Annotated in this window: 12 protein-coding genes; 5 read left to right on the plus strand and 7 right to left on the minus strand. The window is 43.5% G+C overall.

Translation table 11 applies throughout. The annotated features are described in order from the left end of the window. The first annotated feature begins 15 nt into the window (after positions 1-15). The 5 genes from G6R11_RS07640 (at position 16) to G6R11_RS07660 (ending at position 7117) form a co-directional block, all read left to right on the plus strand. A complete protein-coding gene (locus G6R11_RS07640; RefSeq protein WP_370525644.1) occupies positions 16-1608 on the plus strand; it encodes a GGDEF domain-containing protein in 1593 nt (530 codons plus the stop codon). A gap of 92 nt (positions 1609-1700) precedes the next feature. Next, entirely contained in the window at positions 1701-3062 is a 1362-nt protein-coding gene (gene ppnN, locus G6R11_RS07645; RefSeq protein ID WP_163132491.1) for a nucleotide 5'-monophosphate nucleosidase PpnN, read from the plus strand. 24 nt (positions 3063-3086) lie between these two features. Continuing rightward, a complete protein-coding gene (gene xni, locus G6R11_RS07650) occupies positions 3087-3866 on the plus strand; it encodes a flap endonuclease Xni (RefSeq protein ID WP_163132492.1) in 780 nt (259 codons plus the stop codon). A 162-nt stretch (positions 3867-4028) separates the two neighbouring features. Continuing rightward, on the plus strand, positions 4029-5915 hold the full coding sequence (locus tag G6R11_RS07655; protein ID WP_163132493.1) for a methyl-accepting chemotaxis protein: 1887 nt from the start codon (positions 4029-4031) through the stop codon (positions 5913-5915). 194 nt (positions 5916-6109) lie between these two features. Next, positions 6110-7117: an isocitrate dehydrogenase gene (locus G6R11_RS07660; protein WP_163132494.1), complete on the plus strand. Its 1008-nt coding sequence runs from the start codon at positions 6110-6112 to the stop codon at positions 7115-7117. A 77-nt stretch (positions 7118-7194) separates the two neighbouring features. Here G6R11_RS07660 and rlmM read toward each other — a convergent pair whose 3' ends face one another. The 7 genes from rlmM to guaB form a co-directional block, all read right to left on the minus strand. Then, positions 7195-8256, minus strand: coding sequence for a 23S rRNA (cytidine(2498)-2'-O)-methyltransferase RlmM (gene rlmM / locus G6R11_RS07665; RefSeq protein WP_163132495.1), 1062 nt, complete (start codon positions 8254-8256; stop codon positions 7195-7197). Beyond that, the gene (locus G6R11_RS07670; protein ID WP_163132496.1) at positions 8249-8620 is read right to left on the minus strand and encodes a DUF423 domain-containing protein; all 372 of its coding nucleotides are present in this window, start codon (positions 8618-8620) and stop codon (positions 8249-8251) included. Before G6R11_RS07670 ends, rlmM begins: the two co-directional genes overlap by 8 nt. Next, positions 8617-9543, minus strand: a complete 927-nt coding sequence (locus G6R11_RS07675; RefSeq protein ID WP_016401212.1) for a transcriptional regulator GcvA — start codon at positions 9541-9543, stop codon at positions 8617-8619. The genes G6R11_RS07670 and G6R11_RS07675 overlap by 4 nt, the downstream gene beginning before the upstream one ends. A 409-nt stretch (positions 9544-9952) precedes the next feature. Then, positions 9953-11134 carry an MFS transporter gene (locus G6R11_RS07680; protein ID WP_163132497.1) on the minus strand — a complete coding sequence of 394 codons (1182 nt, stop codon included), beginning with the start codon at positions 11132-11134 and terminating at the stop codon, positions 9953-9955. A 130-nt stretch (positions 11135-11264) separates the two neighbouring features. After that, positions 11265-13271 carry a methyl-accepting chemotaxis protein gene (locus G6R11_RS07685; protein ID WP_163132498.1) on the minus strand — a complete coding sequence of 669 codons (2007 nt, stop codon included), beginning with the start codon at positions 13269-13271 and terminating at the stop codon, positions 11265-11267. A gap of 250 nt (positions 13272-13521) precedes the next feature. Beyond that, positions 13522-15102 carry a glutamine-hydrolyzing GMP synthase gene (gene guaA, locus G6R11_RS07690; RefSeq protein ID WP_163132499.1) on the minus strand — a complete coding sequence of 527 codons (1581 nt, stop codon included), beginning with the start codon at positions 15100-15102 and terminating at the stop codon, positions 13522-13524. Positions 15103-15179: 77 nt separating this feature from the next. After that, positions 15180-16640 (minus strand): IMP dehydrogenase, encoded by a 1461-nt coding sequence (gene guaB, locus G6R11_RS07695; protein ID WP_163132500.1) that lies wholly within the window; start codon positions 16638-16640, stop codon positions 15180-15182. Positions 16641-16763: the final 123 nt, after the last annotated feature.

Here is a 16763-nt window from a genome sequence, read left to right on the forward strand (position 1 = left end):
GTATTGGTTTAAACGATGAGCGATATCATCACTATTAAGAAGCGACTTGCGTTGGTGAGAAACGAAATAGACAGTTCCAACAAAAATCCTTCAAACCAAGATGCAAAGGTTAGAATGGAAAAAAAAGCAATAAGCCAGCTAATTTCTCGCCTATCAAAAATTTGTTATGGCCTAGACGAACAGCTCGATCAAAAACTTGAGCAACTTATCCAAGAAGTTGAAAGTAATGAAGACCTGTCGGCTATTTCTCAATACCAAAACGAATTAGATGGGCTATTCAAGCAACACAGTGAAACATTAAAAACACTACTGGCACACAATCAACGAATCATTAAAACATCGGGTGAATCGCTCAAACGTATCAACGGATTACCGCCGCAATTACGTCGCAAACTCACCGACTTTTTAGAACAAGAGCCTGCTTATTCTCACAACGACAATCAGCAACGCCTTGAACAGCTCTTAAATTACTATTACCAAGCGCTGATTAACAAACCTGCGCTGGGCGGCGCTCCATTTTCAAATGACTCAACGCCAGCAGTAAAACCCAAAGAAAGCATTCTAAATAATCGCCTACACAAGCGTATTTGTGATGATCTACAGCGGTTAATCACCGAATTAGATTACACCGGCGATGTGGGCACCAAGCTAGGCCAAGTTCGCTCAGATCTGCTCGTTGGCATTGAACCTGATGAGCTGCCAAGCTTGTGCGTTAAAGTTATTCAGTTAGTTATTGAAGGCAGCCGTGAAGAGCGCAAAGCTTCACAAGAGTTCTTATATTCACTCAATGAAAGTTTGGGTGGAGTGCATGACCAGTTTAATGACTCCTTAAGCCAAACTAAGTCTATTCATAAAGACCAAAAACAAAATGACGGTTTACTTAAAAACCGTTTGCTAGAATTAGGCGCCGAAGTTCGTTCTAGCAACGACCTTGATACTCTTAAAAACTCAATTCAAAATCGCTTAATTCAAATTGCCGATGTGTTCAAAGAAAAAGAACAACTTGAGCAAAAAACTTCTGAGCTATTAGATGAACTGGGTAATGTTGAATTAAAACTGCGCTTAGTGCGGGAAGAAACCCACGAGTACAAAAAACGCCTTAATGCGCATAAACACAAACTGTTTATAGATAGCCTAACCCAAGTTTACAACCGTGCAGCCTTGGATGAACGACTAGAGCTTGAGTACAAGCGCTGGAAGCGTTACGGCTACAATCTCGGCATGGCGGTTATCGATATTGACCACTTCAAGTCGATTAACGATAAATTTGGCCACATGGCCGGTGACAAAGCACTTAAAGTGATTGCCCGAGCCTTGCAAAATAACCTAAGAGACACCGACTTTTTAGCGCGTTTTGGTGGCGAAGAATTTGTACTGCTTATGCCAAATATTTCTCCCGATGCGGTAATGGTGCCGCTAGACAACATACGAGAGCAAATAAAGGCTTTACCGTTCAGGTTTAAAGACCAGCAAGTGTCTATCACGGTTTCTATAGGCGCGACCTTGTTTAAAGAGAGCGACAAACCACTAGATGCCTTTGAACGTGCCGACCAAGCACTTTATGAATCTAAAAGTAGTGGTCGTGACAAAGTTAACATAATCAGCTAGTTAGTTTAGCGTTGAGTTGAGAAACTCAACGCTATCCCCTCTCCTCACGCTATACTCTAGATTGCGATCCGCAAATTACCCGTGAGGTGTCGATGATTACCCATATAAACCCTGTGGGCAGTATGAACTTACTGTCAAAGCTCGAAGTAGATCAACTCACCTTAAGTGCCTCAGAAGATATTTATTTATTGTACCGAAACTGCAGCTTAGCAGTGCTCAACTCTGGCAGTAAAACCGACAGCAGTCGCGAGATACTAGAACGTTATAAAGACTTTGAGATTAACGTACTAAGCCGTGAGCGCGGGGTAAAGCTGGAGCTCGCCAACGCCCCTGAAGATGCCTTTGTTGATGGCGAAATCATTCGCGGTATTCAAGAACATTTGTTTAGTGTACTTCGCGACATTTTATATGTTTCTAACGAAATCAAAGAACAAGCCCACCTCGATCTCAATCAATCGTCACACATTACCAACTTAGTGTTCTCGATGCTGCGTAACGCTAGAGTAATTCACCCTAGAACCGAGCCAAACTTGGTAGTGTGTTGGGGTGGCCATTCCATCAATGATGTTGAATACCAATATACCCGTGAAGTAGGCAGCCAACTGGGATTACGCGAGTTAAATATTTGTACCGGTTGTGGCCCAGGCGCCATGGAAGGTCCAATGAAAGGGGCTGCGGTAGGACACGCCAAACAACGGGTTAACGATGGTCGCTACATTGGCTTAACAGAACCCAGTATTATCGCAGCCGAGCCACCTAACCCAATAGTCAACGAATTAATCATTCTGCCCGACATAGAGAAACGCTTAGAAGCCTTTGTTAGAACCGGCCACGCTATTGTTATCTTCCCAGGTGGAGCAGGCACAGCCGAAGAATTATTGTATATTCTTGGCATAATGCTACACCCTGAAAATGCCCGCCAACCTTTGCCTATTGTACTCACTGGTCCTAAATCTAGCGAAGAGTACTTCAAAAGCATTGATGAGTTTATTGGCGCAACATTAGGACACGAAGCACAGCAACGCTATCAAATAATCATTGATGATTCGGCCCGAGCAGCCCAAGTCATTAAGCAAATGATGCCTAAGGTAAAAGACTACCGTCGCGCAATTGGTGACGCCTATTCCTTTAACTGGAGCTTAAAAATCGATAGTGATTTTCAACATCCTTTTGAGCCACTACACGAGAATGTCGAAAAGCTTAATTTACACTTCGACCAAGCTCCTCAAGATCTAGCCGCAAACTTACGCAGGGCATTTTCTGCCATTGTAAGTGGTAACGTTAAAGATGAAGGCATTAAACAAATCGAAAAACATGGGCCTTTTATTATTGACGGTGACCCTAAGATAATGAAAATGTTAGATAAACTGCTAAAAGATTTTGTCGCTCAACACCGCATGAAACTACCCGGAAGCAAATACGAGCCCTGCTATAAGGTTGGAAAAGCTAAATGACCTTTGTTTTAGGCGATGTCGAAAATGGCTAAGCAGCTTGTCATCATCGATGCATTAAACCTCATCAGGCGTATCTATGCTGTGCAGCAGCAAAGAACGCCTGATGGAGCTTTAGATAATGCCACCACTATGGCCTTAGGCAGCGCCTGCAAGCGCATTATTGCTAGCCTGAAACCTTCACACATTATTGCAGTATTCGACGGAGACCATTGCGCTTGGCGCGAACAGCTTTTTCCTGCTTATAAACAAAACCGCTCACCCATGCCAGAGCAGCTTGCCAAACAATTAGAAAACTTAAAAGACCATCTATTAGATCTCGGCGTCGATTCAGTATCAGCCCCCGATGAAGAAGCCGACGATATTTGCGCCACTATTGCCAGCAAAGCAGCAGCGGCGAACTACCCAGTAACCATAGTTTCTACCGACAGAGGCTACTACAGCCTGCTTAACCACGGTGTTAACCTGTACGACTATTTTCGTCGAGAGTACATATCTATTGATGAAGTAGAAAACAAATTTGGTATTACTATCTCCCAGCTTACCGACTACTGGGCCCTTGTAGGCATTAGCAGTGTTAATGTTGCAGGCGTTGCAGGAATAGGAGCCAAAAGCGCACAAACTTTGTTAAACAACTACCCTGATGCCCAAGCTATACTAGATGATCCCTCACCTAATAAGCTCGCTCAGAAAGTACAAAATAGTTCCGCACAGCTTAACTTAGCCAAACAACTACTAAGTTTGCGAACTGATTTACAACTTGGCTTTTCTCTTAAGCACCTTCGCTATCAACACCCCACCAACTAAGTCCCTACACCTATAAAGTCTTAATCCTTTTAGCCGTGTTTTTGGGTTCATCGCAATTAAAACTAGCAAGCTACTTAACATCCATTTTTGTAGGCTATAGTGTAGTAAACCGTTTTATATTTAAACGGTTAATTCTCTTGTAGAAATTAAGGGACTAACTATATGAGCGCTAAGGCCAAAATCCTTTCACTAATGGGTTTACTCATTTCAGCTATCATCATTTTCATTTCGGTTATCGGTTTTTTAAACTTTAAATCCGCATCTGAAGTTAATTACACTAACCAACTAAATAACCAGGCGTTTTTAATATCTAAAGCCATTGAACAGAAAATGAACCGTTACTTCGATACACTTAAACTCAAAGCTTCAGAGCTGCCTTTAAGTGCAAACGGTAAAATTGATGAAAAACCGCTGGTTGACAGCTTGCACAAAATTCAAGACGCCTTAGAAGTTCTCAATGCTTACGTAGGTTTAGAGAATGGTGACACCTACGCTGCAAGTAATGATGGCATCATTCCAAACTTCAATGCAAAGCAGCTAAATAGAGAATGGTATCGACGAGGCATGGCAAATGAACCACAGATAGTCACAACCCCCTACACAAGTAGTACTGGGGATGTGGTAATGGCTGTGGCTGTGCCAGTCATTCGAAATGGTAAGCCGGTGGCTATTCTGTCAATCAATCTCGCGCTCAATCAAATTACCACCTTCATTGACGGCCTGTCTGAGGAAAACCAGTTGTTTGTTAGCCGCGAAGACGGCTTTATTATTGCGTCTAAGTACACAGACTACATTGGTAAAAATCTGCTTGAATTACGTCCATCCTATCGTCAATACAACGATCAAGCTTCTAGTCAGCATGACTACGAATTTGATGGTACAGCGTACTCTGTTGTTTCTGCTAAAGTTGCCAACTTAAACTGGACGGTTTGGGCATGGGACAAATGGGAGAATATCAATCGAGCTTCCAATGACAACTTAGTGCTTACTGCCTCAATCGCCGTATTGCTGCTGCTAATAGCACTAGCTGTATGTTACTGGGTAGTAATGAAGCTAATGTACGGCCCAATTGGTGGTGAGCCAGCCACAATAGAGACCATTGTACAAAATATAGCAAAAGGAGATCTGCGCTACTCCTCTCAACAATCTGGCCAGGAAACCGGTATTTATCAAGCGGTGTTATCAATGGTTAATAGCTTAACTAGCATTGTCACTGGTATTAACACTGCAACCGAGCAGCTCAATCAATCTTCTTCGTTAATTCACCAATCCGCCACGTCTGTGAATACCAGCTCAGAATCTCAAATGATGCAGTTAGAGCAAACCTCTACAGCAATGAATCAAATGACAGTCACCGTTGACGAAGTTGCGCGCAATGCACTGCAAGCCTCTAGTGCGGCGACAGAAGCAAATGACCAGTCGGCTCAAGGCATCAGCGTAGTCAATGAAATGAACAGCAACATTAGCTTATTAGTTTCAGGCATCGAAGAGGTGCAACAAGTGATTGGTAAGCTTGAAATGGAGACAGAGGGCATTGGTCGTATATTGGAAGTAATTAGAGGCATTGCTGAACAAACCAACTTACTGGCGCTTAATGCAGCCATTGAAGCAGCTCGTGCAGGAGAGCAAGGTCGAGGGTTTGCGGTAGTTGCTGATGAAGTAAGAAACTTAGCCAATCGAACTCAGGACAGCACTAATGAAATTCAGGAAATGATTACCAATCTTCAAACTGAAGCTAAGAACTCGGTGTCTCTAATGGAAACCAATGCAAAAGATGCGCAACAAACTTCTGAAAAATCGGAACTCGCTAATCAAGCGCTTAATGCGATTAGCGATTCAATCTCGGTAATCCACGATATGAATGCTCAAATCGCCACCGCTGCAGAACAACAAACCCTAGTAGCAGCTGAAATAAACAGCAGCATTGTAGGTATAAATGATTTAGCTAAAACCACCTTTGACAGCTCAGAAAACAACAGCAAAATGGTTGAAGAGTTAAGCAACATTGCTACGCGCTTGAATAAATCAGTAGAAGTATTCAAGTTTTAACTAGGCTAAATAGCGCTAATAGATTTTTGTATTGTAATCAAGCTAATACCTTAGTCTTAGCTATTTCCTTTTGAGTATTGCGTTAAAAAATTGTAAACTCTGTGTTGCTCGAACTCCTCAAACGTCGGGCATTAACACGGAGTGTTACCTCCTCCCCCTTAAATAATAAAAATGCCTACGAATTAGGAAGAGATATGTCAACAAGACGAATCACCGTCATACCTGGAGATGGTATTGGCCCTAGTATTATCGAAAGTGCAATCGCGATTATGGATAAAGCGGGTTGTGGTTTCGAATATGATTTTGCCAACGCCGGCCTAGCAGCGCTAGAAAGCGATGGCAGCCTGTTGCCTGAAAAATCACTGCAACTTATCGAACAAAATGGCATCGCCCTTAAAGGCCCTCTAACCACACCGGTTGGCACTGGCTTTACTTCTATCAACGTGTCTATGCGTAAACACTTTGACCTTTACGCCAACCTACGCCCTGTACGTTCATTTGTTGGTACCAAAGCACGCTACGAAGATGTAGATATTATTACCGTTCGTGAAAACACCCAAGGCATGTACTCAGGTGTTGGCCAAAAGCGCAGCGAAGATGGCTCAAGCGCCGAAGCGATGAGTATTATAACTCGAGACGGCGCAGAGCGTATTGTTAAGTTTGCCTACGAATTAGCTCGCCGCGAAGGCCGTAAAAAAGTAACTGCAGTTCATAAAGCAAACATCATGAAATCGACGTCAGGTTTGTTCCTAGAAGTGGCTCGTGAAGTGGCTAAGCAATACCCAGACATCGAATCTGAAGAGATGATTGTAGACGCAGCCTGTATGAACTTAGTGATGTACCCAGAGCGTTTCGACGTGATGGTTACCACCAACTTGTTTGGTGATATTTTGTCAGACTTATGTGCTGGTTTAGTGGGCGGCCTTGGTATGGCTCCTGGCGCCAATATTGGTGAACGAGCAGCCATTTTTGAAGCCGTGCACGGTAGCGCACCAGATATTGCCGGCCAAGATATTGCTAACCCAACTTCAGTTATTCTAGCCAGTATTCAAATGCTTGAATATTTAGGCATGGAAGACAAAGCCGCTAATATTCTTAGTGCAGTGAAAGACGTTATCGCTAGCGGTGACAGAACCACTCGCGATTTAGGTGGCACAGCCGGTACTAAAGAGTTTACTCAAGCGATTTTAGATCGCCTATAAACACCAAATAGCAGCATAAGTAACAACAAAAAGGCAGCCTAGGCTGCCTTTTTTAATGCTCAAGTCTTGTTGCTACCCTAGTAAACCCGCGCAAATACCGTGATCTCTTCTCGGTCATGATAGAGATGTTTAGCCCTTACCTCATGCTCAAAACCCAGCTCACTTAAACCCTCTTTAAGTAAGTTAAGATCTTGGTTTACCTCAGCAAAACGTTGCTTCATTGGCAGCTTCAAATTAAACATGGCATATTGACACCAGCCGTTTGCCAACCACTTCAGCATTAAACGACTTACTTTAGCCGGGCGCTCTACCATGTCGCAAACTAGCCAGCTCACATTGCTTCGCTCAGGCTGGTATTTAAAGCCATCTTCACGATAGTGCTGCACTTGGCCGGTATCCATTAAGGATTGAGCCATTGGGCCATTATCAATGGCGGCTACGAACATATTTCGTCTTACCAACTGGTAAGTCCAACCGCCCGGGCATGCTCCCAAATCAACAGCGTGTTGGCCATTTTGAATATACTGCTCTCGCTCCTCGTCATTTAACAACACCATAAAGGCTTCATCTAATTTGAGCGTAGAACGACTTGGCGCTTCAGCTGGAAACTTAAGGCGCAAGATACCGTTGTGCTGTGCGTTACCATTTCGAGTATCAGAATAACCTAACCAACAATGAGTACCGCTAACAAAAAACAACTGCATGGCTGGCAACTTAGGGTTGGTATTTTTGGTCAGCCACTGGTGCTTAACCAAGGCATTTTCCAAAGGCCGAGTAAATTTTTTACAAAAGCTAGACAAGGCTTTGCCATCGTTAGTATCGGGGTATTCCAAGCGCAAACTGCCACACTTTGGTAGCTTTTGCTCCACCGCAAGAATAGATGCGACGCGATTTGCCTCATCGAGCTGCAACTCTGCAAGCGCCAAAAACCAGTGTCTAGCGAAGACCAACTGACGAAAGTCGGTAGCTTGATACAACGCTTGTGCGTGCTCTGATTGATAACAACTAAACTCCACAAAACCTGCTCCACTGCTGGCTTTGGCGTAACCAAAGAAGCCTAGTTGCTCAGCATGAAACTGGATCTCTGCGGCACAGTCGCTCTCAAAGCCGGTGCGACAATACAAAATTACACTACTCATTTGCACTTCTCTTTGTTGGCAAAGCTAAGCTTAGCCAAGCAATAATCAAAATAAATCCGCCAATTGGGGTTATTGGCCCAAACACCTTTGAGCCCAAAAAAGCCAAGCAGTATAAGCTACCAGCAAATAGCCAACCACCCAAAATCCACAACACAGCCGTTAATCGGCGTTTATCTATCACCACCAAGGCCGCCACTAAATGAATGATTTGATAAAATACACCGATTTCAATCCACGATAACTGCGCTTCACCCAAAAAACGACTAAAACCATGCGCCGCACCCGCGCCCATTATCACGGTCACCGCTCCACTAAGTGCCAGTAACAGTCGCAAAGCCCAAGGTGTTTGATTAAGCGTACTCATTCTGCATCCACCAAACCTTCATTAACAAACTCTTGTTGCTCTTGCTCAACCAGAGAAATCATCCATTCTCGAAACGCAACCAACTTGCCTTGTTCGGCTTGGCTGGGTTTGCATACCATGTAATAGGCATTTTTGCTTAACAAGACTTGCTCGAAGGGACAGACCAAGCGGCCTGCTTCAATCTCAGGCTTGGCCAATACGCTATGCCCTAGAGCAACCCCCTGCCCATAAACTGCTGCTTGCAGCACCATGGTTGAGTGAGAAAAAATAGGGCCGTGGTTTACATTCATTTGCCGTAATCCCACCAACTTAAACCAGGCTTTCCAATCGTGACGGGCGGTATCATGTAACAAAGTGTGATATTGCAAATCTTCAGGTTTAGTGAGGGCTTTATCGCCTACCAACAAACTAGGAGCACACACTGGAACTAAATACTCAGTATGTAGTTTGTCGGCACGCAGACCTGACCAATTTCCCCGGCCATAATAAATCGCAACATCAACATCTTCTGTTAATGAGCCTTCGTATAAATCGACGGCTTTAATTCGTACATCAATATCGGGATGCATCTCACTAAATTGCGATAAACGTGGTACCAGCCATTGAATAGCAAAACTGGGTTGTAAACTAACCGTAATGGTTCCTTTAGCGCCTCGTGCTAACAAACGATCGGTGGCTTCGGTTAAAGAAATAAATATATCTTTAATATCTAAGAAGTAGCCTTGACCTTCTTCGGTTAGCAGTAAGGCCCTGTTTTTCCTTCGAAAAAGCTTTAACCCTAAGAATTCTTCTAAGGCTTTTATTTGGTGACTAACAGCTGCTTGGGTCACAAAAAGCTCTTCAGCAGCTCGAGTAAAACTAAGATGCCTAGCAGCCGCTTCAAAGGCTTTTAAGGCATTAAGTGGAGGCAAACGACGCGCCATTTTAACATCCCATTAACGGATAAGTTTTTCTAATCTATGGTCATTATAATTTATCTGTTGTTGTAGGACCAGTTGCAGATTACTATGCACACGCAATCAGGCGAAGGGGTCTGACGCAGCATCTAAAATCAAGGTGTTATGTCAGGCCTCTTTGAGTAATTACCGGATTTGTAATTACTTGATTGCTATGTTGTGTTTGCATTTGTCAGCCCTTTTGCTGGCTTCCCTGTTTCTTATTTTGACTCTGTCTGTCAAAAAGAATTTTAAGCCACTGTTTATGCAGTGGCTTTTTTTTGCTTTAAATTCAAGGAAGTAGTCTTAAGAACATGATGAGCTGTTTGAAAAGCGCACTAAACCAAACATTAAAAAAAATAATCTTTGATCTAACTCACTAAACAGCCCTAGTTCACTATACAGACAGAGATAGTTGCCGTTTTTGTTGATATTGATAAAACCACAGGCTTAACAAACCCAGAAGCAAAATGGGTAGTGCTGCGTAATTGACCGCTTGCCAACCCAAAGAGTGCTCTAACCAGCCAGCAGACAAAGCCGATATTGCCACCAAAGAAAACACCGTAAACTCGTTAGTAGCCTGTGCTTTAGCCTTCTCGGAAGGTCGATAAGACTGAGTAAACAACTGGGTAGCACCAATAAACATGAAGTTCCAACCAATGCCTAACAAACTTAAAGCCAAGGCAAAATGGCCAAAACTATTACCCATTAAATTAATCGCCACGCAGGCAAACATTAGCCAAAGACCAATAAACATCACACGAAGTAAGCCGATGCGTTGAATGAGGTGCCCGGTAACAAAAGACGGAGCGAACATGCCCAAGACATGCCATTCGATAACACTGGCTGATTGGGAGAAAGCGTAACCATGGTGATGCATAGCTAGCGGAGTTGCTGTCATCAATAAGTTCATTACAAAGTAGCTCACGGCTGCAGCAAGCATTGCAACCCAAAAGCCAGGCCCTTTAATAAGGTCTAACAATGGCCTCGCGTCTTGCGCTTCTAATTCTGGATTAACAAGGGGTTTAAACCGAATCAGCAGCAATAAAATTAGCGCAATGATGTATAAGCCCAGAAGACCAACAAATGCCCCAATAAATGGCTGTTCAGGCCACCAATTTTGGCTATAGATAGCTAAGTTAGGCCCAACCACAGCAGCAATAACGCCGCCTACCATTATTGTGGAAATTGCTCTCGGCTGTTGATCGTCATCACACAGTTCGATGGCTGCAAACCGATAAAGCATTCCAAAACCAATCCCAATACCTAACAAGAATGTGGCGACGCAGAACAACAAGAAGGCTTCTGCTTGTAAGGCGTAAACAGCCAGCAATGCTCCACCAACCCCAATTGAGTTTCCCAGAACAAACCCTTTTTTCCTACCTGTTGCCCCCATGATTAAAGAAGCGGGAATGGTGGCAAGCATTAATCCTAAAAATTGCATAGCAACAGGAAAGGTAATCCAAGCAGCAGAAGGAGCCAATTGCTGGCCAATTAAACCAGTAACTGCCACGAGTAGAATATTCCCGGTAGTTAACAAGGCCTGACAAATGGCCAGCATCCATACAAAAATGTTCAAATCAAAGCTCCATGAAAACGAGCTATAACTATAAGGTAATATTGGGACGAAGGGCAGCAGCTAATCATCTACCGCTTTGGATACAGCCTTATTGATGAAAGGCTATACCCAATGATTAAGAAAAGGTTGCTCACGCAACTTTAAATTGCCTTGCTAATTGGTCTTGCTTAGAAGCAAGTAATTTAAGTTTAGAGCTCACATCTACCACTTGAGCTATGTCTGAATAGTTTTGCTCAGAGCCACTCGATATGACATTGATATTCTTAGCAATGGATTGAGAGGTATGTTGTTGCTGAAGCGCAGCACTGGCTATTTGGCTGCTCATATCTGCGATTTCTTCTACTAAGCGGTGAATGTTTTCTTGAGCATCAAATGCATCGCTACTCATATTAATACTGTTTTGCATTTCTTCTGCACACTCGCCCATTACAGCTACTGCTTTTTGCGAACCTTGCTGTAGATTTTCAATCATAGAGTGAATCTCTGAGGTAGAGTTAGCAGTTTTCTGTGCCAAGTTACGTACTTCATCGGCAACGACTGCAAAGCCTCTGCCCTGCTCTCCGGCCCTTGCAGCTTCAATCGCTGCATTTAGCGCTAATAGATTAGTTTGTGCGGCTATTCCATCAATCACTTCTAAGATACTGGCTATATCGGTGCTCAGGCGTTCAACGTCTGAAATAACCACGCTAGATTGGCTAATCTTATTAGAGAGTTGTTGAGTGACCTCAACGCTAGAGCTTACCACTCTGCGGCTAAGATCTGCTGCTTGTTTAACTTCGTTAACACGTTCCAGCGACAAATCTGCTGAGCTAGACACTTGTACCACTGATTGCTCCATTTGAGTCATCGCTGCGGCCACATTTGCTGTTTCACTGCGTTCACTATCTAGTTTGCCTGTTACTCGCTCTGCACTATGCAGATTGTGAATGGATACTTCGTTAATATCATTAGCTGTAACGCTTAATTCGCCAAGCATCTCACGCAAACGATCAACCACTTGGTTAACGCTAGTAGCCAGCTCACCAAACTCATTTTGTTGCGAATAGTTCACTTTATTCCGCAAATCACCACTCGCTACATCACGCAGGGTTTGCTTCATTAACTTCAGAGGTTTACGAATAATGCTAGCGACGTGGTAACAAACGGCGATAACCATCACCAATGCCAACACAATTATTCCGGCTAAAACACTCAAACTTTGACTAAATGTAGCGTCTGCCGCTTCTCCTGCTAATTGTGCTTGAGCTTGAGAAAACTGATTTATCTCGCCAACAACAAGTAATAAATCATCCAGCTGCTCGGTGGCCAAATTAATCTGTTGCTGTAACCGATCTCGCGTTCCAATGTAAGCAAGGTGCAGGCTCAATATACCGCCAACCTGCATAGTTTCCTTGCTTAGCTCATTGATATTATGGGCGATTGAGCCATTGGCAATATCTTCAACTGTTTTAACCGAAGCGGCAATATCTTCAAAATCTAAACTAATAGCTTCTCGCTTTTTCTGATTACCAGACAGTACCTTTTCAATTAATGCCGCGTTATGACTGTTCAAGGCTTTTAAGCTATTTACTTCAATAAAGGTTAGCGTTGTCTCTAGCGAGGCATAAATGGATTTAACAAAAGTTTTATCTTCAACGATCAAGCGCTCTAAGTCACTGCGTATTTGCCCCGGTAATCGCTGAACGCGAATCCGTTTATCGGCAACTACAGCCTGTTGTTGTTGTTGCTGCTGATATAACTCCATAACTTGCTCAGCATTTATTTTATAAGCTAGCCATTGCTCATTTAACTCCGCGTACAAATTAGGATTGTTAGCCTGCTGTTGAATAACTATGTCTAGCTGTTGTTGGGTGACACTAATAGCTTGATTATAGGCTTGTTCGGCCGCAAGCATACGCTGCTCATTGCCCGAGAGAAGGTAGTTCTTTAAGTGTTTATCTACAGCCAACAGTTGGTTGGCTAAAACACCCGACTCAAGTACTTGGGGGGTGAATTTATCTGTGACTTTTTTCACTGCATTATTTAACGAGTCTGTAGAGTAAAAAGACACCGCGCCCAGTGCTAGCACCATCGCTCCTAACACAGCAAAGCCAATTATAATGCGAGTAACAATATTTATACTTCTTATTGCGTACATCAACTTCTCCCTAACTGCTCTAATCAAGTTCCATCCAATCTCGCGGTTTAATTCTGCTAAATTGTCACTTTAAAACATTACCTAATTTCATCACTTAGCTATATCGGCAAATTTAAGAAACCGGTTTCAGTACTCATTTTTATCGGCAATTTATTTTTAAAGTCGAATTAAATTCACATTATTAAAGCTTCAAACTTTAGCTAGGCACAAAAAAAGCGCCATTAAGGCGCTTTGTTCAATGAGCGAAAGTTTATTCCCACTCAATGGTCGCTGGCGGTTTGCCAGAGATGTCATAAACAACCCGTGAAATACCATCTATCTCGTTGATAATACGGTTGCTTACGTTACCTAAGAAATCATAAGGTAAGTGTGCCCAGTGAGCGGTCATAAAATCGATGGTTTCTACTGCGCGCAGCGATACAACCCAATCGTACTTACGAGCGTCACCCATTACGCCTACCGAACGAACCGGTAAGAAAACGGTGAAGGCTTGGCTTACTTTATGGTAAAGATCAGCTTTGTGTAGTTCTTCGATAAAGATAGCGTCAGCGCGACGTAGCAAGTCACAGTACTCTTTCTTCACTTCACCCAATACACGTACCCCTAAACCCGGTCCAGGGAATGGGTGGCGATACAACATATCGTAAGGAAGCCCTAACTCTAGGCCAATTTTACGTACTTCGTCTTTAAACAACTCACGTAAAGGCTCAACTAAGCCCATTTCCATATCGTCTGGTAGGCCACCAACATTATGGTGTGATTTAATCACGTGAGCTTTACCGGTTTTAGACGCTGCCGATTCGATAACATCAGGGTAAATAGTACCTTGAGCCAGCCACTTAGCGTTCTTAAGCTTTTTCGATTCTTCATCAAATACATCAATGAATACATGGCCGATGATTTTACGCTTCTTCTCTGGGTCACTTTCGCCAGCCATTGCATCAAGGAAACGATTCTCAGCGTTTACATGAACGATGTTCAAACCAAAGTGGTTACCAAACATATCCATGACTTGCTGGCCTTCATTTAAGCGCAGCAAACCGTTATCTACAAATACACAGGTAAGCTTGTCACCAATGGCGCGCTGAATGAGCATTGCCACTACCGATGAATCAACTCCGCCACTCAAACCTAGAATAACTTCGTCATCACCCACTTGTTGCTTAATTTGCGCAACCGCGTTTTCAATAATTGATTCTGATGTCCATAAAGCGTCACAAGCACAAATGTCTTTCACGAAATGCTCAAGCATTCGCAAGCCCTGGCGAGTATGAGTCACTTCAGGGTGGAACTGCACGCCGTAGAAGTTTTTCTCTTGATTCATCATGGCAGCAAACTCACAACTAGGAGTTTGCGCTACAGTGGTGAACCCTTCAGGAATAGCCGACACTTTATCACCGTGGCTCATCCATACATCTAACAATGCGTTGCCGTTTGGCGCTACAGCATCTTCAATCGCTTTAAACAACGGCGATTGAGCAACCACTTCAACTTGAGCATAACCAAATTCACGCTGGCCTTCGCCTTGAATAACCGCGCCGCCCAATTGCTCAGACATGGTTTGCATGCCGTAACAAATACCTAATACTGGTACTCCAGCGTTAAACACATACTCTGGAGCTCGAGGAGAGTCATTTTCAGTTACGCTTTCTGGGCCACCGGCCAAAATAATGCCGTTTGGTGCGAACTCGCGGATATCGGCTTCTTCTACATCCCAGCTCCACAATTCACAATAAACGCCTATTTCACGAATACGACGTGCGATAAGTTGGGTATATTGCGATCCAAAATCTAAAATTAGAATACGATGTTCGTGGATATCTCTGCTCATAATCACTTACTTTTAAAAAAGGCTGATAAAACTAAGCGCCTTGCGGCGCTTAGAGAAGAAAAACAAACTACCTAGGCTTAGCCCATACGGTAGTTAGGTGCTTCTTTAGTAATCGTTACGTCATGTACGTGACTCTCACCCATACCTGCGCTAGTTACACGCACAAACTCTGCTTTAGTATTTAGTTCATTGATAGTTGCACAACCGGTTAAACCCATGCATGAACGTAGTCCGCCCATTTGCTGGTGAATAATCGCTTTTACTGGACCTTTATAAGCTACGCGGCCTTCAATACCTTCTGGCACCAATTTGTCAGCAGCGTTGTCTGTTTGGAAGTAGCGATCTGATGAACCTTGAGACATTGCGCCAAGCGAGCCCATACCACGGTAAGACTTAAACGAACGGCCTTGGTAAAGTTCAATTTCACCAGGTGCTTCTTCAGTACCAGCAAACATGCTACCAACCATTACACAGGAGGCGCCAGCCACTAAGGCTTTTGCAATATCACCTGAGAAACGAATACCGCCGTCGGCGATAACCGGAATATCACGACCTTTCAGCGCTTCAACGGCATCAGCTACCGCAGTAATTTGTGGCACACCTACACCCGTTACAATACGCGTAGTACAGATTGAACCTGGGCCAATACCTACTTTAACCGCACTTACACCAGCGTCAGCCAAAGCTAGCGCGCCAGCGCCTGTTGCTACGTTACCGCCAACTATAGGCAGCTCTGGGTATTTTTCGTGAGTGGCTTTAATACGATCTAATACGCCTTGCGAATGGCCGTGAGACGAGTCGATTAACAATACGTCAACGCCCGCTTCAACTAAGGCGTCGATGCGCTCTTCGTTACCAGCACCAGCGCCTACAGCAGCGCCTACACGTAAGCGACCAAAGCTATCTTTACAAGCATTAGGTTTACGCTCGGCTTTTTTGAAATCTTTTACGGTGATTAAGCCAGTAAGTTTAAAGGCATCATCAACCACTAGCATTTTTTCAATGCGGTGTTCGTGCATTAGCTTTTCAACTACGTCACGAGAGGTATCAGTGGTCGTCACCAAACGCTCTTTTGGTGTCATTACTTGAGAAACAGTTTTAGAAAAATCTGTTTCAAAACGTAAATCACGGCCAGTAACAATACCCACTAAATCGTTAGCTTCAGTTACCACTGGAAAACCAGCGAAACCATGGATCTGACGCAGCTCAGCAATTTGACCTAGAGTTAACTCAGGAGTTACCGTAATTGGCTCAAGTACAATACCTGCTTCAAACTTCTTCACTTTACGCACTTCAGCAGCTTGCTGCTCAATGCTCATGTTCTTGTGAATAAAGCCAACACCGCCCTCTTGCGCTAGTGCAATCGCAAAATTAGCTTCAGTTACTGTATCCATGGCAGCAGACACCATAGGAATACTAAGCGGGATATCTTTGGTTAGACGTGTCGCCAAATTGGCGGTATTTGGAAGTACTTCTGAGTGAGCCGGAAGTAGTAGTACATCATCGAAGGTTAAGGCTTCTTTGGAAATTCTCAACATAGCAACATTCGCCTAAATCAGTTAATAAAGGGATAAAATATTGCGGTCGGATTATAGGTATAAAGCTGGCCAAGGTAAATTGAAAAATGTTATTTTCTTACATTATTTTCAATTTAGCTTCGA

This window comes from Agarivorans sp. Alg241-V36, from assembly GCF_900537085.1.
In the GTDB taxonomy this organism is placed as follows: Bacteria; Pseudomonadota; Gammaproteobacteria; order Enterobacterales; family Celerinatantimonadaceae; genus Agarivorans.